General features: G+C 70.8%; 17 protein-coding genes. 16 read left to right on the plus strand and 1 reads right to left on the minus strand.

What is annotated here, in order from left to right:
- The first annotated feature begins 317 nt into the window (after window positions 1-317).
- From ABZS71_RS11270 to nusB, 3 genes are all read left to right on the plus strand, one after another.
- Window positions 318-1,424, plus strand: coding sequence for an aminopeptidase P family protein (locus tag ABZS71_RS11270; protein WP_356208963.1), 1,107 nt, complete (start codon window positions 318-320; stop codon window positions 1,422-1,424).
- Between the two features lie 75 nt (window positions 1,425-1,499).
- Complete coding sequence (efp, locus tag ABZS71_RS11275; protein WP_356208964.1) at window positions 1,500-2,066, plus strand: elongation factor P; 567 nt, start codon at window positions 1,500-1,502, stop codon at window positions 2,064-2,066.
- A gap of 2 nt (window positions 2,067-2,068) precedes the next feature.
- Window positions 2,069-2,512, plus strand: a complete 444-nt coding sequence (gene nusB / locus ABZS71_RS11280; protein ID WP_355855280.1) for a transcription antitermination factor NusB — start codon at window positions 2,069-2,071, stop codon at window positions 2,510-2,512.
- 113 nt (window positions 2,513-2,625) lie between these two features.
- Here the strand turns inward: nusB and bldD are convergent, their stop codons facing one another.
- A complete protein-coding gene (gene bldD / locus ABZS71_RS11285) occupies window positions 2,626-3,126 on the minus strand; it encodes a transcriptional regulator BldD (RefSeq protein ID WP_014056259.1) in 501 nt (166 codons plus the stop codon).
- Between the two features lie 196 nt (window positions 3,127-3,322).
- Here bldD and pyrR point away from each other — a divergent pair, with 196 nt between their 5' ends.
- From pyrR to metK, 13 genes are all read left to right on the plus strand, one after another.
- A complete protein-coding gene (gene pyrR / locus ABZS71_RS11290; protein ID WP_355855283.1) occupies window positions 3,323-3,907 on the plus strand; it encodes a bifunctional pyr operon transcriptional regulator/uracil phosphoribosyltransferase PyrR in 585 nt (194 codons plus the stop codon).
- A gap of 135 nt (window positions 3,908-4,042) precedes the next feature.
- Window positions 4,043-5,023 (plus strand): aspartate carbamoyltransferase catalytic subunit, encoded by a 981-nt coding sequence (locus tag ABZS71_RS11295; RefSeq protein ID WP_355855286.1) that lies wholly within the window; start codon window positions 4,043-4,045, stop codon window positions 5,021-5,023.
- A gap of 2 nt (window positions 5,024-5,025) precedes the next feature.
- On the plus strand, window positions 5,026-6,321 hold the full coding sequence (locus ABZS71_RS11300; RefSeq protein WP_356208965.1) for a dihydroorotase: 1,296 nt from the start codon (window positions 5,026-5,028) through the stop codon (window positions 6,319-6,321).
- Window positions 6,318-6,905 (plus strand): hypothetical protein, encoded by a 588-nt coding sequence (locus tag ABZS71_RS11305; protein WP_356208966.1) that lies wholly within the window; start codon window positions 6,318-6,320, stop codon window positions 6,903-6,905. Before ABZS71_RS11300 ends, ABZS71_RS11305 begins: the two co-directional genes overlap by 4 nt.
- Entirely contained in the window at window positions 6,902-8,041 is a 1,140-nt protein-coding gene (carA, locus tag ABZS71_RS11310) for a glutamine-hydrolyzing carbamoyl-phosphate synthase small subunit (RefSeq protein WP_355855295.1), read from the plus strand. The genes ABZS71_RS11305 and carA overlap by 4 nt, the downstream gene beginning before the upstream one ends.
- Complete coding sequence (carB, locus tag ABZS71_RS11315) at window positions 8,034-11,345, plus strand: carbamoyl-phosphate synthase large subunit (protein WP_356208968.1); 3,312 nt, start codon at window positions 8,034-8,036, stop codon at window positions 11,343-11,345. The genes carA and carB overlap by 8 nt, the downstream gene beginning before the upstream one ends.
- Before the next feature lie 74 nt (window positions 11,346-11,419).
- Entirely contained in the window at window positions 11,420-12,520 is a 1,101-nt protein-coding gene (locus tag ABZS71_RS11320; RefSeq protein WP_356208969.1) for a quinone-dependent dihydroorotate dehydrogenase, read from the plus strand.
- A gap of 185 nt (window positions 12,521-12,705) precedes the next feature.
- Window positions 12,706-13,569: an orotidine-5'-phosphate decarboxylase gene (gene pyrF / locus ABZS71_RS11325; RefSeq protein WP_356208970.1), complete on the plus strand. Its 864-nt coding sequence runs from the start codon at window positions 12,706-12,708 to the stop codon at window positions 13,567-13,569.
- Window positions 13,570-13,773: 204 nt separating this feature from the next.
- Window positions 13,774-14,097: an integration host factor gene (locus ABZS71_RS11330; RefSeq protein WP_009713618.1), complete on the plus strand. Its 324-nt coding sequence runs from the start codon at window positions 13,774-13,776 to the stop codon at window positions 14,095-14,097.
- Between the two features lie 39 nt (window positions 14,098-14,136).
- Entirely contained in the window at window positions 14,137-14,706 is a 570-nt protein-coding gene (gene gmk, locus ABZS71_RS11335; protein ID WP_356208971.1) for a guanylate kinase, read from the plus strand.
- Between the two features lie 29 nt (window positions 14,707-14,735).
- On the plus strand, window positions 14,736-15,008 hold the full coding sequence (rpoZ, locus tag ABZS71_RS11340; RefSeq protein WP_009713616.1) for a DNA-directed RNA polymerase subunit omega: 273 nt from the start codon (window positions 14,736-14,738) through the stop codon (window positions 15,006-15,008).
- A gap of 101 nt (window positions 15,009-15,109) precedes the next feature.
- Complete coding sequence (gene coaBC / locus ABZS71_RS11345) at window positions 15,110-16,327, plus strand: bifunctional phosphopantothenoylcysteine decarboxylase/phosphopantothenate--cysteine ligase CoaBC (RefSeq protein WP_356208973.1); 1,218 nt, start codon at window positions 15,110-15,112, stop codon at window positions 16,325-16,327.
- Window positions 16,328-16,568: 241 nt separating this feature from the next.
- Window positions 16,569-17,777 carry a methionine adenosyltransferase gene (gene metK, locus ABZS71_RS11350; RefSeq protein WP_356208976.1) on the plus strand — a complete coding sequence of 403 codons (1,209 nt, stop codon included), beginning with the start codon at window positions 16,569-16,571 and terminating at the stop codon, window positions 17,775-17,777.
- The last annotated feature ends 374 nt before the right edge of the window (window positions 17,778-18,151 follow it).

An 18,151-nucleotide genomic window follows, 5' to 3' on the forward strand; every position in this document is an offset into this window, starting at 1 on the left:
GCTCACTCGCCGACTACCCGAGGCTCGACAGCGGTGCGCCCTTTCGGCTCGCCCCCAGCCGGGGGCACCCGAGCGCTGGGGCCGCCCCAGGCTCGGCAGCGGTGCGCCCCTTCGGCTCACTCGCCGACTACCCGAGGCTCGACAGCGGTGCGCCCTTTCGGCTCGCCCCCAGCCGGGGGCACCCGAGCGCTGGGGCCGCCCCAGGCTCGACAGCGGCGCGGCGCTTCGGCTCACTCGCCGGGGGCGGCCGGCCAGCCGGTAGCTCTACCGGCCGCGTTCGACCGGCCGTCTCGCCTGGGACTGCGTACGCTCGGGGCATGTCCGAGGTGTACGCGGCCCGACGCGCCCGCCTGCACGATCAGTGCGCCGCGGCCGGGAGCGCCGCCGTGCTGGTCTCCCGGCCCGCCAATGTGCGCTATCTGTGCGGCGCCGCGCCGCCCGGCGCGGTGTTGCTCCTCGGGCCCGCGCAGGATGTGCTGGTGGCGTCCGAGACGCCGTCGTGGGGCCTGGGGCCGGGCCCGCACCCCGATGATCTGCGGCTGCTCGTACTGCCCGGTCCGGACGGCGATCCGGCGGTGGCCGCCGCCGATCTGGCCGCGGCCGACGGCGCCGACTCGCTGTCCGTCGAGGAACACGACCTGACGGTCGCCCGCCACCGGGCCCTGGACTCAGCCGCCCCGAATCTCCGCCTGGCAGATCTGGGCCGGGCCGTGGAGCAGCTGCGGCTCGTCAAGGACGACGAGGAGATCTCGTCCATGCGGATCGCCGGGGAACTCGCCGACCAGGCGCTCGGTGAGCTGCTGGAGTCGATCCTGGTGGGCCGGACCGAGCGCCATCTCGCGCTGGAGCTGGAGCGCCGGCTGGTGGACCATGGCGCGGACGGCCCCGCCTTTCCCACCGTGGTCGCCGCCGGGCCCAACGCGGGCCGGCCCGGCCATCTGCCGACCGACCGGCGGGTCGAGGAGGGCGACTTTCTCACCATCCGGCTCGGCGCCGACTACCGAGGCTACCGCTGCCAGGTGGGCCGTACGTTTGTCATCGGGCCCTCGCCCGCGGACTGGCAGGTCGAGCTGTACGACGTCGTCTTCGCCGCTCAGCGGGCCGGGCGGGAGGCGCTGCTGCCGGGCATGGGGTACCGGGACGTGGACCGGGTGACGCGCCAGGTGCTGGACGCCGCGGGGTACGGGGAGGCGCTGGAAGCCAGTATGGGACACGGTGTGGGCCTGGAAATCGACGAGGACCCTCGGCTGGCACCGTCAGCCATGGGTAAACTGGACGCTTGTGTGCCGGTCACCGTCGAGCCGGGGGTCCACCTCCCGGGCCGGGGCGGTGTCCGGATCGATGACACGCTCGTCGTCCGCCCTGAGGCGGACGGCGGACCCGAGCTACTCACCATCACGACCAAAGAGCTGCTCGCGCTCTAGCTTGGCTTCGGCCGGTTGACGGCGCGCCGCATCTTTCTGGTCTCCACCAGCTGTAGTCCAGGAGATCCCGCAACCGTGGCATCCACGAACGATCTGAAGAACGGATTGGTGCTCAAGCTCGAAGGGGGCCAGCTCTGGTCCGTTGTCGAGTTTCAGCACGTCAAGCCCGGCAAGGGCCCTGCATTCGTGCGCACCAAGCTCAAGAATGTGCTGTCCGGAAAGGTGGTCGACAAGACCTTCAACGCCGGTGTGAAGGTCGAGACGGCCAATGTCGACAAGCGCGGCATGCAGTTCTCGTACAAGGACGGCGAGAGCTTTGTGTTCATGGACATGGACACGTTCGACCAGATCTACATCAGCCCCGAGGTCGTCGGCGACAACGCCCGCTATCTGCTCGAGGGGTTCGAGGCGGTCGTGGCGATGTACGAGGGCAACCCGCTGTACGTCGAGCTTCCCGCCGCCGTCGAGCTGGTGATCGAGTACACCGAGCCGGGCGTCCAGGGCGACCGCTCCACCGGGGGCACCAAGCCCGCCAAGCTCGAGACGGGCTATGAGATCGGCGTTCCGCTGTTCATCACCACCGGTGAGAAGATCAAGGTTGACACCCGCTCCGGTGAGTACCTCGGCCGGGTGAACAACTAACCGTGGCTGCCCGCAACAAGGCCCGTAAGCGTGCCTTTCAGATCCTTTTCGAGGCCGACCAGCGTGGCAGCTCCGTGCAGACGGTCCTGGCGGACTGGATTCGGCACGCCCGGACCGACGACCGGCAGCCGCCGGTCAGCGAATACACGATGCAGCTCGTCGAGGGGTATGCGCAGCACACCGCCCGGATCGACGAGCTGCTCGCCACCTACGCGGTGGGCTGGACGCTGGACCGGATGCCGGTCGTCGACCGGAACATCCTGCGGCTCGGCGCGTACGAGCTGCTGTGGGAGGACGCGACCCCGGACGCGGTGGTGATCGACGAGGCGGTGCAGCTCGCCAAGGAGTTCTCCACCGATGACTCGCCGGCCTTTGTCAACGGTCTGCTGGGCCGTCTCAAGGAGCTGAAGCCGAGTCTGCGCCGCGAACCGGAGGACCAGGCATAGCCGCGCCGCACGGCACGCGCCAGACATGACAAAGCCGCCGGGGGCGGTGGAGGACCGTGAAGGTCTCCACCGCCCCCGGCGGCACGTTTCTGCTGGTTGAGGGGGTAGTCGACTCAGACATCCTCATGCTGGACCGCACGGCGGGCGTCGGCGCCCAGCACGCCCCAGCTGATCAGCTGCTCGGTCAGCACGGACGGAGACTGGTCATAGATGACGGCGAGGGTGCGCAGATCGTCCTGTCGGATCGAGAGCACCTTGCCGTTGTAGTCACCGCGCTGGCTCTGGATCGTGGCGGCATACCGCTGCAGCGGGCCTGCCTTCTCGACCGGCACATGTGCCAGCCGCTCCAGGTCCAGTACCAGCTTCGGCGGCGGTTCGGCGGCCCCGGCCGGGCTCGTGCCCGGGAGCAGCTCCTGCACCGGGACGCCGTAGAAGTCGGCGAGCTCGGCGAGCCGCTGCACGGTCACGGCGCGGTCGCCGCGCTCATACGATCCCACCACCACGGCCTTCCAGCGGCCCTGGGACTTCTCCTCGACGCCGTGAAGGGAGAGGCCCTGCTGGGTGCGGATGGCGCGGAGCTTGGCCCCGAGCTGTTTGGCGTATTCGCTGGACATAAAGCTCCCCGGACGAAGACTGGTAACTCACTGTGAGGTTACGCAGCGTAATCTCCATTCGTCAAGCCGAATGGAGCGGAGGGGCTCCCGCCAGGGGCGTTGACGGGCGGCCGCCACACCCCTGCTAGTGTGAATGGCGCAAATCCGACGTCCTTTAAGGTCCGTCCCGTGAGGCGGAGAAGGAGGTCCGTTTCTTATGGACCCACGTACCTCGGACGCCGCGCGCTCCGTGCTGGAAGCACCGGATATCGCGCGGGTTCTCACCCGTATCGCCCACGAGATCGTCGAACGCGCCAAGGGCGCCGACGACGTGGTGCTGCTCGGCATTCCCACCCGCGGTGTCCATCTCGCCCGGCGGCTGGCCGCCCGGCTGGAAGAGATCACCGAAAGGTCGCCCGGCGAGGTTCCGGTCGGCTCGCTCGACATCACGATGTACCGCGACGACCTACGGCTGCGCCCGGCCCGTGCGCTCGCCCGCACCGAGATCCCAGGCGACGGCATCGACGGCCGTCTGGTGGTCCTCGTGGACGATGTGCTCTTCTCCGGCCGCACCATCCGCGCCGCGCTGGACGCCCTGGGTGACATCGGGCGGCCGCGCGCGGTGCAGCTCGCGGTCCTCGTCGACCGCGGCCACCGTGAACTGCCGATCCGCGCCGACTACGTCGGCAAGAACCTCCCCACGTCGCTGCGGGAGACGGTCAAGGTCCACCTCGCCGAGGAGGACGGCCGCGACAGCGTGCTCCTCGGCCTGCGCGAGACCGCCCCCGCGGACGGGAAGTAGCGCCCGCGTACCGACGGCACGGTCCCGGTGATCCCGGGTGCCCGCCCGCCGGACCACCGGTGGTCTCCAGGACCCCGGTCCCCGCGCCTGCCCGCCCGCACACCCGCATCCCTCCTTAACCCACGGAGCAACCGGATGAAGCGTCATCTCATCTCGGCCGCCGACCTCTCGCGCGACGACGCCGTCCTGATCCTCGACACCGCCGAGGAGCTGGCCCGGCTCGCCGACCGGCCGATCAAGAAGCTGCCGACCCTGCGCGGCCGCACCGTCGTGAACCTCTTCTTCGAGGACTCGACCCGTACCCGCATCTCCTTCGAGGCGGCGGCCAAGCGGCTGTCCGCCGACGTCATCAACTTCTCCGCCAAGGGCTCCTCGGTCTCCAAGGGCGAGTCCCTGAAGGACACCGCGCTCACCCTGGAGGCGATGGGCGCCGACGCCGTCGTCATCCGGCACCACGCCTCCGGCGCCCCGCACCGGCTCGCCACCTCCGGCTGGATCGGCGGCTCGGTCGTCAACGCCGGTGACGGCACCCATGAGCACCCCACCCAGGCGCTGCTCGACGCCTTCACCATGCGCCGCCATCTGAGCTCGGGGAGCTCGGGCACCGGACAGGACCTGGCCGGCCGCCGGATCACGATCGTCGGTGACGTGCTGCACAGCCGCGTCGCCCGCTCCAACGTCCATCTGCTGTCCACCCTCGGCGCGGAGGTCACCCTGGTCGCCCCGCCGACCCTGGTCCCCTTCGGCATCGAGAGCTGGCCCTGCGAGGTCTCGTACGACCTGGACGCGGTCGTCGGCAAGTCCGACGCCGTGATGATGCTGCGCGTCCAGCGCGAGCGCATGAACGCCGCGTTCTTCCCCACCGAGCGCGAGTACGCCCGCCGCTACGGCCTGGACGGCGACCGCATGGCCCGGATGCCGGAGCACGCCATCGTCATGCACCCCGGCCCGATGAACCGCGGTATGGAGATCACCGCCGAGGTGGCCGACTCCGACCGCTGCACCGCCGTCGAGCAGGTCGCCAACGGTGTCTCGATCCGCATGGCCGTCCTGTACCTGCTGCTCGGCGGCAATGAGCCTGCCGTCGCCGCCGCCCGCACCGAGGAGAGCAAGTAACCATGACCGACCCGAACAAGACGCTGCTGCGCGGCGCGAAGGTGCTCGGTGGCGAGCCGCGGGACGTGTTGATCGAGGGCGAGCGGATCGCCGCCGTCGGCACCGGGATCGACGCGGGCGACGCCACCGTGATCGACGCGGAGGGGCAGATCCTGCTCCCCGGCCTCGTCGATCTCCACACCCATCTGCGCGAGCCCGGCCGCGAGGACTCCGAGACCGTCCTCACCGGCACCAAGGCCGCCGCGGTCGGCGGCTTCACCGCCGTCCACGCCATGGCCAACACCTTCCCCGTCGCCGACACCGCGGGCGTCGTGGAGCAGGTGTGGCGGCTCGGCAGGGAGTCCGGCTACTGCGACGTCCAGCCCATCGGCGCGGTGACCGTCGGCCTGGAGGGCAAGAAGCTCGCCGAGCTCGGCGCCATGCACGAGTCCGCCGCCGGGGTGCGGGTCTTCTCCGACGACGGCAAGTGCGTGGACGACGCCGTGATCATGCGCCGCGCCCTGGAGTATGTGAAGGCGTTCGGCGGCGTCATCGCCCAGCACGCCCAGGAGCCGCGGCTGACCGAGGGCGCCCAGATGAACGAGGGCATCGTCTCCGCCGAGCTCGGTCTCGGCGGCTGGCCGGCCGTCGCCGAGGAGTCGATCATCGCCCGCGATGTGCTGCTCGCCGCGCACGTCGGCTCCCGGGTGCACATCTGCCATCTGTCCACCGCGGGCTCGGTCGAGATCGTCCGCTGGGCCAAGTCCAAGGGCTGGCACGTCACCGCCGAGGTCACCCCGCACCATCTGCTGCTCACCGATGAGCTCGTACGGTCCTACGACCCGGTCTACAAGGTGAACCCGCCGCTGCGCACCGGGGCCGACGTCATGGCGCTGCGCGAGGCGCTCGCCGACGGCACCATCGACTGCGTCGCCACCGACCACGCCCCGCATCCGCACGAGGACAAGGACTGCGAGTGGGGCGCCGCGGCCATGGGCATGGTGGGCCTGGAGACCGCGCTGCCCGTCGTCCAGCACACGATGGTCGACACCGGACTGCTGGACTGGGCGGGCGTCGCCGACCGGATGTCCACGCGCCCCTCGGCCATCGGCCGGCTCGCGGGCCATGGCCGCCCCATCGCCGCCGGGGAGCCCGCGAACCTGACCCTCCTCGACTCCGCTTACCGTGGTGTGGTGAACCCCGCGGGCTTCGCCTCCCGCAGCCGCAACACCCCCTATGAGGGCCGTGAACTGCCGGGCCGAGTGACACACACCTTCCTGCGGGGCCGGGCGACGGTTGTGGACGGGAAACTGGCGTGACATCTCTGAGTAATCCGGCTGCGGGCCTCGTGGCCCTCGCGGCCGGGCAGAAGTCGCAGGACGTGACGGACTGGGCCGCCCGCATCGGCTGGGTCGTCGGGCTGCTGCTGGTCATCGGGCTCGTCTACTGGCTGATGCGCGAGGGCTGGAAGTGGCGCGGCACGCTCCAGGGCGATCTGCCCGAGCTGCCCGAGGCGCCCGCCGACCCCGGCGAGGCCAGGCTCTCCCTGACCGGCCGCTACCACGGCTCGACCACCGCCGGGCAGTGGCTCGACCGGATCGTCGCCCATGGCCTCGGCACCCGCAGCCGCGTCGAGCTCACCCTGACCGACCAGGGCCTGATCGTCGTCAGGCCGGGCGCCCGGGACTTCTTCATCCCGGCAGGCAGCCTTCGCGGCGCCCGCCTCGACAAGGGCATCGCCGGCAAGGTCCTCGCCGAGGGCGGGCTGCTGGTGATCACCTGGCAGCTGGGCGACCGGCTGATCGACTCCGGCTTCCGCTCCGGCCACGTCGCCGAGCACCCGGCCTGGGCCCGCGCCCTGGGCACCGAGAACACCGAGCAAGAACAGGAAGGCGCACGATGACGACCTCCACCCGGGGGGCCAAGACCCCCGCCGTACTCGTCCTGGAGGACGGCCGCACCTTCCGCGGCCGTGCCTACGGGGCCGTGGGGGAGACCTTCGGCGAGGCCGTGTTCTCCACCGGTATGACCGGCTACCAGGAGACCCTGACCGACCCGTCCTACCACCGCCAGGTCGTCGTCATGACCGCCCCGCACATCGGCAACACCGGCATCAACGACGAGGACCCCGAGTCGAAGCGCATCTGGGTCTCCGGCTATGTGGTGCGCGACCCGGCCCGTACGCCCTCCAACTGGCGCTCCCGCCGCTCGCTGGACGACGAGCTCACCGCCCAGGGCGTCGTCGGCATCAGCGGTATCGACACCCGCGCGCTCACCCGCCATCTGCGCGAGCGCGGCGCCATGCGCGTCGGCATCTTCTCCGGGGCGGCCATCGCCGACGAGGCCGCGCTGCTCGCCAAGGTGCGGGCCGCCCCGCAGATGAAGGGCGCCGACCTGAGCGGCGAGGTCGCCACCGCCGAGGCGTACGTGGTCCCCGCGATCGGCACCAAGCGGTTCACCGTCGCCGCGATCGACCTGGGCATCAAGGGCATGACCCCGCACCGGATGGCCGAGCGCGGCATCGAGGTGCATGTGCTGCCCGCGACCGCCACCGCCGACGACATCTACGCCATGAACCCGGACGGGGTCTTCTTCTCCAACGGACCGGGCGACCCGGCCACCGCCGACCACCCCGTCTCCCTCATGCGAAGCGTCCTGGAGCGGTCCACCCCGCTGTTCGGCATCTGCTTCGGCAACCAGATCCTCGGCCGGGCGCTCGGCTTCGGCACGTACAAGCTGAAGTACGGGCACCGCGGGATCAACCAGCCGGTGCAGGACCGGACCACCGGGAAGGTCGAGGTCACCGCGCACAACCACGGCTTCGCCGTGGACGCCCCGCTCGACCGGGCCTCCGACACCCCCTACGGGCGGGCCGAGGTCTCCCATGTCTGCCTCAACGACAACGTGGTCGAGGGGCTGCGGTTGCTCGACCGCCCCGCTTTCAGCGTCCAGTACCACCCCGAAGCCGCAGCCGGTCCGCATGACGCCGCATACCTGTTCGACCGCTTCGTCTCCCTGATGGAGGGCCAGCGTGCCTAAGCGCACCGACATCCAGTCCGTTCTGGTGATCGGCTCCGGCCCGATCGTCATCGGCCAGGCAGCCGAGTTCGACTACTCCGGCACCCAGGCGTGCCGCGTCCTCAAGGCCGAGGGGCTGCGGGTCATCCTGGTCAACTCCAACCCGGCCACGATCATGACCGACCCGGAGATCGCCGACGCGACGTATGTCGAGCCGATCACCCCGGAGTACGTCGAGAAGATCATCGCCAAGGAGCGCCCCGACGCGCTGCTGCCCACCCTCGGCGGCCAGACCGCGCTCAACACCGCGATCTCCCTCCATGAGGCGGGCACCCTCGACGAGTACGGCGTCGAGCTGATCGGCGCCAATGTCGAGGCGATCCACAAGGGCGAGGACCGCGATCAGTTCAAGCATGTCGTCGAGGCCGTCAACGCCAAGATCGGCCACGGTGAGTCCGCCCGCTCGGTCATCTGCCACTCCATGGACGACGTCCTCGCGGGCGTGGACGAGCTCGGCGGCTACCCCGTCGTCGTCCGCCCCTCCTTCACCATGGGCGGCGCGGGCTCCGGCTTCGCGCACGACGAGGAGGAGCTGCGCCGCATCGCCGGGCAGGGCCTGGCCCTCTCGCCCACCACCGAGGTGCTCCTGGAGGAGTCCATCCTCGGCTGGAAGGAGTACGAGCTGGAGCTGATGCGCGACAAGCACGACAACGTCGTGGTCGTCTGCTCCATCGAGAACTTCGACCCCATGGGCGTGCACACCGGTGACTCGATCACCGTCGCCCCGGCGATGACCCTGACCGACCGCGAGTACCAGATCCTGCGGGACATCGGCATCGCCGTGATCCGCGAGGTCGGCGTCGACACCGGCGGCTGCAACATCCAGTTCGCGGTCAACCCCGAGGACGGCCGGGTCATCGTCATCGAGATGAACCCGCGGGTCTCCCGCTCCTCCGCGCTGGCCTCCAAGGCGACCGGCTTCCCCATCGCCAAGATCGCCGCCCGGCTGGCCGTCGGCTACACGCTCGACGAGATCCCGAACGACATCACCGAGAAGACCCCGGCGTCCTTCGAGCCCACGCTCGACTACGTCGTCGTCAAGGTGCCCCGCTTCGCCTTCGAGAAGTTCCCGGCCGCCGACGCCCGCCTCACCACCACCATGAAGTCGGTCGGCGAGGCCATGGCCATCGGCCGTAACTTCACCGAGGCGCTGCAGAAGGCGCTGCGCTCGCTGGAGAAGAAGGGCAGCCAGTTCGACTTCACCGGCGAGCCCGGCGACAGGGCCGAGCTGCTGGCCCAGGCCGTGGTGCCGACCGATGGCCGGATCAACACGGTCATGCGGGCCATCCGTGCCGGGGCCACCCCGCAGGAGATCTTCGACGCCACGAAGATCGACCCGTGGTTCGTCGACCAGCTCTTCCTGATCAAGGAGGTCGCGGACGAGATCGCGGCCGCCGACAAGCTCGGCCCCGAGCTGCTCTCCGAGGCCAAGCGACACGGCTTCTCCGACGCCCAGATCGGCGGGATCCGCTCGCTGCGCGAGGACGTGGTCCGCGAGGTGCGGCACGCGCTGGGCATCCGGCCCGTCTACAAGACGGTCGACACCTGCGCCGCCGAATTCGCCGCGAAGACCCCGTACTTCTACTCCTCCTACGACGAGGAGTCCGAGGTCGCCCCGCGCGAGAACCCCGCCGTGATCATCCTCGGCTCGGGACCCAACCGGATCGGCCAGGGCATCGAGTTCGACTACTCGTGCGTCCACGCCTCCTTCGCGCTGCACGACGCGGGCTACGAGACCGTCATGGTCAACTGCAACCCGGAGACCGTCTCCACCGACTACGACACCTCCGACCGGCTCTACTTCGAGCCGCTCACCCTGGAGGACGTACTGGAGATCGTCCACGCGGAAGCGCAGGCGGGCCCGGTGGCCGGCGTGATCGTCCAGCTCGGCGGCCAGACCCCGCTGGGCCTCGCCCAGGCGCTCAAGGACAACGGCGTGCCGATCGTCGGCACCTCGCCCGAGGCGATCAACCTCGCCGAGGAGCGCGGCGCCTTCGGCCGGGTGCTCACCGAGGCCGGGCTGCCCGCCCCGAAGTACGGCACCGCCTTCTCCTTCGAACAGGCCAAGGGCATCGCCGCCGAGATCGGCTACCCGGTCATGGTCCGCCCCTCGTACGTGCTGGGCGGCCGGGGTATGGAGATCGTCTACGACGAGCCCTCGCTCGCCGCGTATCTGCAGCGGCACGCGGGCCTGATCTCCGAGCACCCGGTGCTCATCGACCGCTTCCTCGACGACGCCATCGAGATCGACGTCGACGCGCTCTACGACGGCCATGAGCTCTACCTCGGCGGCGTCATGGAGCACATCGAGGAGGCCGGTATCCACTCCGGCGACTCGGCCTGCGCCCTGCCCCCGATCACCCTCGGCGGCTTCGACATCAAGCGGCTGCGCGCCTCGACCGAGGCCATCGCGCGCGGCGTCGGCGTGCGCGGGCTGATCAACATCCAGTTCGCGATGGCCGGGGACATCCTCTACGTCCTGGAGGCGAACCCGCGCGCCTCCCGTACGGTCCCCTTCACCTCCAAGGCCACCGCCGTACCGCTGGCCAAGGCCGCCGCCCGGATCTCGCTGGGCGCGACCATCGCCGAGCTGCGCGCCGAGGGGCTGCTGCCCTCCAGCGGCGACGGGGGCACGCTGCCGCTGGACGCGCCGATCTCCGTCAAGGAGGCCGTGATGCCCTGGTCGCGCTTCCGGGACGCGTCCGGGCGCGGTGTGGACACCATCCTCGGCCCGGAGATGCGCTCGACCGGCGAGGTCATGGGCATCGACACGGTCTTCGGCTCGGCGTACGCCAAGTCGCAGGCCGGGGCGTACGGTGCGCTGCCGACCAAGGGGCGCGCGTTCGTCTCCGTCGCCAACCGCGACAAGCGTTCGATGATCTTCCCGGCCCGGGAGCTGGTCGGCCTCGGCTTCGAACTGCTGGCCACCTCGGGCACGGCCGAGGTGCTCAAGCGCAACGGCATCAACGCCACCGTCGTGCGCAAGCAGAGCGAGGGCGAGGGGCCGGGCGGTGAGAAGACCATCGTCCAGCTCATCCACGACGGCCAGGTCGATCTGATCGTCAACACCCCGTACGGCACCGGCGGCCGTCTCGACGGCTATGACATCCGTACCGCGGCCGTCGCCCGCGGCGTCCCCTGCCTGACCACGGTCCAGGCCCTCGCGGCCGCCGTCCAGGGCATCGAGGCGCTCGGACGGGGCGCCGTCGGGGTCCGGTCCCTCCAGGAACACGCGGAACGTCTGACCGCCGCTCGCGAGGAGTGAGGCGAGAGGGGGACACCGGCAGGTGTCCCCCTCTTCGCGAGACCGCCCCCCTTTCCCGCGCGCAGAAAGCCGCCATGTACGCACTCCTCTTCAACCTGATCTTCAGGCGCATGGACCCCGAGAGCGCCCACCATCTGGCCTTCGGCTGGATCCGGCTGGCCGCCCGTGTCCCCGTCCTGCGCACCCTCGTCGCGGCCGTCCTCGCGCCCCGCCACCAGGCGCTGCGCACCGAGGCGCTCGGCCTGCGGATGCACGGGCCCTTCGGGCTCGCCGCCGGATTCGACAAGAACGCCGTCGGCATCGACGGCATGGCCATGCTTGGCTTCGACCATGTCGAGATCGGCACGGTCACCGCCCAGCCGCAGCCCGGCAACCCCAAGAAGCGGCTCTTCCGGCTCGTCACCGACCGGGCGCTGATCAACCGCATGGGTTTCAACAACGAGGGCTCGGCCGCGGTCGCCGCCCGCCTCGCCGCCCGCCGCCCCGCCTTCGGTACGACGGTCGGCGTCAACATCGGCAAGACCAAGGTCGTCCCTGAGGCGGAAGCCGTCGCCGACTATGTGACGTCCACCGAGCGGCTCGCCGCCCACGCGGACTACCTGGTCGTCAACGTCTCCTCGCCCAATACCCCCGGACTGCGGGATCTCCAGGCCGTCGACCATCTGCGGCCGCTGCTGACCGCCGTCCGCGAGGCCGCGGACCGCACGGTCACCGGGCGCCGGGTGCCGCTTCTGGTCAAGATCGCGCCAGATCTCGCCGACGCGGACGTGGACGCGGTCGCCGATCTCGCGGTCGAGCTGGGGCTGGACGGCATCATCGCCACGAACACGACGATCGCGCGGGACGGTCTCGGCTTGACGTCCCCCGCGGAGCTGACCGCCGAGACCGGCGGCCTCTCCGGGGCGCCCCTCAAGGCCCGCTCGCTGGAGGTGCTGCGCCGCCTGTACGCCCGGGTGGGCGACCGGCTGACGCTCATCGGTGTCGGCGGGATCGAGACCGCGGACGACGTCTGGGAGCGGATCCTGGCGGGGGCCACGCTGGTCCAGGGCTACAGCGCGTTCATCTACCAGGGTCCGCTGTGGTGCCGCGAGATCCACCGCGGCCTCGCAGCCCGCCTGGCGGCTTCCCCGTACGCCACCCTCGCCGACGCGGTCGGCGCCGAGCACGCCGCGTAGCGGTCGCTTCCCTCCGTCCGTCCCCTTCCGCGGACCGAGGCAAGGCCCCGGCCCCCACCGGTGGCCGCGGCCCCGGGCCCTGCCCGCCCCCGGCCCCGCGGGGTCCCGAGGGCGGGACCCTTGGCTTCATGAAGGGGCGAGGCGAGGGCTTGCCCGCCGCCACCCCCGCACACCGAGGAGAACCCATGACCGACACCACGCCCACCCCCTTCGGCACGCGACTGCGGCATGCCATGGACACCCGCGGCCCGCTCTGCGTCGGGATCGATCCGCACGCCTCGCTCCTCGCCGACTGGGGGCTCGGGGACGATGTCACGGGGCTCGAGAGGTTCACCCGGACCGTCGTGGACGCGCTGGCCGAGCGGGTCGCCGTCCTCAAGCCGCAGTCGGCCTTCTTCGAGCGCTTCGGCTCGCGCGGCATCGCCGTGCTGGAGCGGGCCGTGGCGGACGCCCGGGCCGCCGGGGCGCTGGTGCTGATGGACGCCAAGCGCGGCGACATCGGGTCGACCATGGCCGCGTACGCCTCCGCCTACCTCGACCCCACCAGCCCGCTGTTCTCGGACGCGGTCACCGTCAGCCCGTACCTCGGCTTCGGCTCGCTGCGCCCCGCGCTGGACGCCGCGCGGGCGAGCGGCGCGGGCGTCTTCGTCCTGGCGCTGACCTCCAACCCCGAGGGCGCCGAGGTGCAGCACGCGGTGCGGCCCGACGGGACGACCGTCGCGGCCTCGGTGCTGGCCGCCCTCAAGGCCGAGAACGCCGAGGAGGCCGCGCAGGGCCGCCTCGGCTCGTACGGCGCGGTCGTCGGCGCGACACTGGGCGGTGCCGCCGGCCGGGCGGGGGCCGCTCTGGCCATCGACGGGCCGCTGCTGGCCCCCGGCATCGGCGCCCAGGGCGCGACCCCCGCCGACCTCCTGGAGGTTTTCGGCGCGGCGGTGGGAAATGTCGTCCCGAGCGTCAGCCGAGGGGTGCTCCGGCACGGCCCGGACGCGGCTTCGCTGGTCGAGGCGGCGGCCCGAATGGCTGATGACGTGCGTGCCGTGGCCGAATAACCCGGCCATTTTGGCCAGAAATGTACCAGTCGAGCGAGTCTGACCAGGACTTTTCGTCTGTTCTCGCTGACTGGAGCGGGATCGGCCGCTAGTCTCCGACGAGAGCGAACGTGCAGCTGCGTTGCGCGTTGCTCCCCAGGTGAGGGGTGACTAGGTTCCTCACCGGTCCATATCCGACAGTTCGACATCCGAGGTGACGTAGGCGTGGCTCTTCCGCCCCTTACCCCTGAACAGCGCGCAGCCGCGCTCGAAAAGGCCGCCGCGGCTCGCCGGGAGCGCGCCGAGGTCAAGAATCGGCTCAAGCACTCCGGCGCGTCTCTGCACGAGGTCATCAAGCAGGGCCAGGAGAACGATGTCATCGGCAAGATGAAGGTGTCCGCTCTCCTCGAGTCCCTGCCCGGCGTCGGCAAGGTCCGCGCCAAGCAGATCATGGAGCGCCTGGGCATCTCCGAGAGCCGCCGTGTGCGGGGCCTCGGCTCCAACCAGATCGCATCGCTCGAGCGTGAGTTCGGCGGCGCCGCCGGCTGACGTTTCCAGGCACCCCCGGGAACCTGGATAATCTGCTTCATGGCAGCAGCACACTCCGCAGGTCCGCGACTGACCGTGCTCTCCGGCCCCTCCGGGGTCGGCAAGAGCACGGTCGTCGCCCATTTGCGCAAGGAACACCCCGAGGTCTGGCTCTCGGTCTCCGCGACGACCCGCAGGCCGCGTCCCGGCGAGCGGGACGGCGTCCACTATTTCTTCATGGACGACGGGGAGTTCGACAAGCTCGTCGCCAATGGTGAGCTGCTGGAGTGGGCCGAGTTCGCGGGAAACCGCTACGGCACCCCGCGTGAGGCGGTCATGGACCGGCTCGACGCGGGCGAGCCGGTGCTGCTGGAGATCGATCTGCAGGGCGCCCGGCAGATCCGGGAGTCCATGCCGGAGGCGCAGCTGGTCTTCCTCGCCCCGCCGAGCTGGGACGAGCTGGTGCGCCGGCTCACCGGCCGGGGGACCGAGGCGCCCGAGGTCATCGAGCGGCGTCTGGAGGTCGCCCGGACCGAGCTGGCCGCCGAGCCCGAGTTCGATACGACCCTGGTCAACACCTCCGTCGAGGACGTGGCGCGTGAGCTGCTAGCCTTGACGAAGGTTCTATAGATCTTTTTCCCCTTTTCGGAAGGTAGAGCGTGTCCTCTCCCATGACCGCGCCCGAGGGCATCATCAACCCGCCGATCGACGAGCTGCTCGAGGCCACTGACTCGAAGTACAGCCTCGTGATCTACGCGGCCAAGCGTGCCCGTCAGATCAACGCGTACTACTCCCAGCTCGGCGAGGGCCTGCTCGAGTACGTCGGCCCCCTGGTGGACACCCACGTCCACGAGAAGCCGCTCTCCATCGCCCTTCGCGAGATCAACGCGGGTCTGCTGACCTCCGAGGCCATCGAGGGCCCGGCTCAGTAAGTATCAGATCGCTCATCACCGGCCCGGCGGCGTGACTGCCGGGCTTGTGGTGTGTCATGGGTACGTACCGTACGGACGTACCCGGTGGGGAGAGTCGAGCGATGGCCACGGCGGACAGGCCCAGGATCGTTCTGGGGGTCAGCGGCGGGATCGCCGCGTACAAGGCGTGCGAGCTGCTGCGGCGCCTCACGGAGTCCGGGCATGACGTGCGTGTCGTCCCGACCGCCTCGGCGCTGCACTTCGTCGGCGAGGCGACCTGGTCGGCGCTCTCCGGGCATCCGGCGACGACCGAGGTGTGGGAGTCCGTCCACGAGGTCCCGCATGTGCGCATCGGCCAGCCCGCCGATCTGGTGGTGATCGCCCCCGCGACCGCCGATCTGCTCGCCAAGGCCGCCCACGGCCTCGCCGACGACCTGCTCACCAATACGCTGCTCACCGCGCGCTGTCCGGTCGTCTTCGCGCCCGCCATGCACACCGAGATGTGGGAGCACCCCGCCACCCAGGAGAACGTGGCGACCCTGCGCCGCCGCGGCGCCGTCGTCATCGAGCCCGCCGTGGGGCGGCTGACCGGCGTGGACACCGGCAAGGGGCGGCTGCCCGACCCGGGGGAGATCTTCGAGGTCTGCCGCCGGGTGCTGGCACGCGGGGAGCGGGCCGCCGAGCAGGACCTCGCCGGGCGGCATGTGGTCGTCAGCGCGGGGGGCACCCGTGAGCCGCTGGACCCGGTGCGCTTCCTCGGCAACCGCTCCACCGGCAAGCAGGGCTACGCCCTGGCCCGCGCCGCCGTGGCCCGGGGCGCCAGAGTGACTCTTGTCTCGGTCAACAGCGAGCTGCCCGACCCGGCCGGCGCCGATGTGGTGCGCGCGGGGACGGCGAGCCAGCTGCGGGAGGCGGTCCTGAAAGCCGCCGCGGACGCCGACGCCGTGGTCATGGCCGCTGCCGTCGCCGACTTCCGCCCCGCGCACTACGCCCAGGGGAAGATCAAGAAGCGGGACGGGCAGGAGCCCGAGCCGCTCGCCCTGGTGCGAAATCCGGACATTCTCGCGGAGATCTCCGCCGAGCGCGCCCGCCCCGGCCAGATCGTCGTCGGCTTCGCCGCCGAGACCGACGACATGCTCGTCAACGGCCGGGTGAAGCTCGCCCGCAAGGGGTGCGATCTGCTTGTGGTGAACGAGGTGGGGGTGCACAAGACGTTCGGCGCCGAGACCAATGAGGCCGTGGTGCTCGCGGCCGACGGCACCGAGACTCCCGTCCCGCACGGCCCCAAGGACGCCCTGGCCGACACGGTCTGGGATCTGGTGGCCCAGCGGCTGGCCTGAGCCGCGGCGGCGCCTGGCCGGGCGCGCCCGATCGGACCATGGCACCTTCCTGTATCGGTGCCGTGCTGTTTTTCGGCGCGCGGCGAGGTATGTTCCAGGTCACGGCCTGCCCGTTCTGTGGGACGGGGATGCTCGACCGGCGCAGGCGCCGGATAAACTGGCCGAGGAACCGCACCGGGCGCAGCCCCCGGGCGGTCCCGCCCATGATCAGCCAGCAGCCGCTGCAACCCCAGGGAGCGATGTGTCCCGCCGCCTGTTCACCTCGGAATCTGTGACCGAGGGTCACCCTGACAAGATCGCTGACCAGATCAGCGACACCATCCTCGACGCGCTCCTCAAGGAGGACCCGACCTCACGGGTTGCCGTTGAGACGCTGATCACCACCGGCCTGGTACATGTGGCCGGCGAGGTGACGACGAAGGCGTACGCTCCGATCGCGTCGCTCGTCCGTAACAAGATCCTCGAGATCGGCTACGACTCGTCGAAGAAGGGCTTCGACGGCGCCTCCTGCGGCGTCTCGGTGTCGATCGGCTCACAGTCCCCCGACATCGCCCAGGGCGTCGACTCGGCCTACGAGCTCCGGGTCGAGGGCGACGAGGACGAGCTGGACAAGCAGGGCGCCGGCGACCAGGGCCTGATGTTCGGCTACGCATGCGACGAGACCCCCGAGCTGATGCCGCTGCCGATCAACCTGGCGCACCGGCTCTCACGCCGCCTCTCCGACGTCCGCAAGAACGGGACCATCCCCTACCTGCGTCCGGACGGCAAGACCCAGGTCACCATCGAGTACGACGGCCACAAGGCGGTCCGCCTGGACACCGTCGTCGTCTCCTCGCAGCACGCCTCCGACATCGACCTGGACTCGCTGCTCGCCCCCGACATCCGCGAGTTCGTCGTCGAGCACGTCCTGAACGAGCTGGTCGAAGACGGCATCAAGCTCGACACCGAGGGCTACCGGCTGCTGGTCAACCCGACCGGCCGCTTCGAGATCGGCGGCCCCATGGGCGACGCCGGCCTCACCGGCCGCAAGATCATCATCGACACCTACGGCGGCATGTCCCGCCACGGCGGCGGCGCCTTCTCCGGCAAGGACCCGTCCAAGGTCGACCGCTCCGCCGCCTACGCCATGCGCTGGGTCGCCAAGAACGTCGTCGCCGCGGGCCTCGCCCAGCGCTGCGAGGTCCAGGTCGCCTACGCCATCGGCAAGGCCGAGCCGGTCGGCCTCTTCGTCGAGACCTTCGGCACCGCCGCGGTCGACGCCGAGAAGATCGAGAAGGCCATCTCCGAGGTCTTCGACCTGCGCCCGGCCGCGATCATCCGCGACCTCGACCTGCTCCGCCCGATCTATGCCCAGACGGCGGCCTACGGCCACTTCGGCCGCGAGGTGCCCGACTTCACCTGGGAGCGCACCGACCGCGTCGACGCGCTGCGCTCGGCGGCGGGTCTGTAACCCTTCACGGCCTCGGCGAAGGCCCGGACTCCCTCGGGGCGTCCGGGCCTTCATCCTTTTTTGGGGTTCGGTTCGCCTCCGGGGCGCTTCGGCCCCTGTCGACGGTCGACCGTGCTCGGTCCTCGTTCCTCGGGGCCTGTGTGTTCTCCCTTTCGGCAGCGGGGCGCGGCCCTTCGGCTCGCCCCCAGCTACCGCTGGGAGGTGCGCCCAGCCGGTCGGGCGGGGGTACCGCACAGCGATGGGGGACCCTCGGGGGCTCCGCGCGTTCTCCCTTTCGGCACCGGCGCGGCCCTTCGGCTCGCCCCCAGCTACCGCTGGGAGGTGCGCCCAGCCGGTCGGGCGGGGGCACCGTACAGCGATGGGGGACCCTCGGG

The organism is Streptomyces sp. NPDC005393 (assembly GCF_040606675.1).
Lineage (GTDB): Bacteria > Actinomycetota > Actinomycetes > Streptomycetales > Streptomycetaceae > Streptomyces.

What these genes read in the sequence shown, in the direction of transcription:
- ABZS71_RS11270 (WP_356208963.1), top strand. Translation starts at nt 318, where the DNA reads ATGTCCGAGGTGTACGCGGCCCGACGCGCCCGCCTGCACGATCAGTGC.
- bldD (WP_014056259.1), bottom strand. Translation starts at nt 3,126, where the DNA reads ATGTCCAGCGAATACGCCAAACAGCTCGGGGCCAAGCTCCGCGCCATC.
- pyrR (WP_355855283.1), top strand. Translation starts at nt 3,323, where the DNA reads ATGGACCCACGTACCTCGGACGCCGCGCGCTCCGTGCTGGAAGCACCG.
- ABZS71_RS11295 (WP_355855286.1), top strand. Translation starts at nt 4,043, where the DNA reads ATGAAGCGTCATCTCATCTCGGCCGCCGACCTCTCGCGCGACGACGCC.
- ABZS71_RS11300 (WP_356208965.1), top strand. Translation starts at nt 5,026, where the DNA reads ATGACCGACCCGAACAAGACGCTGCTGCGCGGCGCGAAGGTGCTCGGT.
- carA (WP_355855295.1), top strand. Translation starts at nt 6,902, where the DNA reads ATGACGACCTCCACCCGGGGGGCCAAGACCCCCGCCGTACTCGTCCTG.
- ABZS71_RS11320 (WP_356208969.1), top strand. Translation starts at nt 11,420, where the DNA reads ATGTACGCACTCCTCTTCAACCTGATCTTCAGGCGCATGGACCCCGAG.
- pyrF (WP_356208970.1), top strand. Translation starts at nt 12,706, where the DNA reads ATGACCGACACCACGCCCACCCCCTTCGGCACGCGACTGCGGCATGCC.
- gmk (WP_356208971.1), top strand. Translation starts at nt 14,137, where the DNA reads ATGGCAGCAGCACACTCCGCAGGTCCGCGACTGACCGTGCTCTCCGGC.
- coaBC (WP_356208973.1), top strand. Translation starts at nt 15,110, where the DNA reads ATGGCCACGGCGGACAGGCCCAGGATCGTTCTGGGGGTCAGCGGCGGG.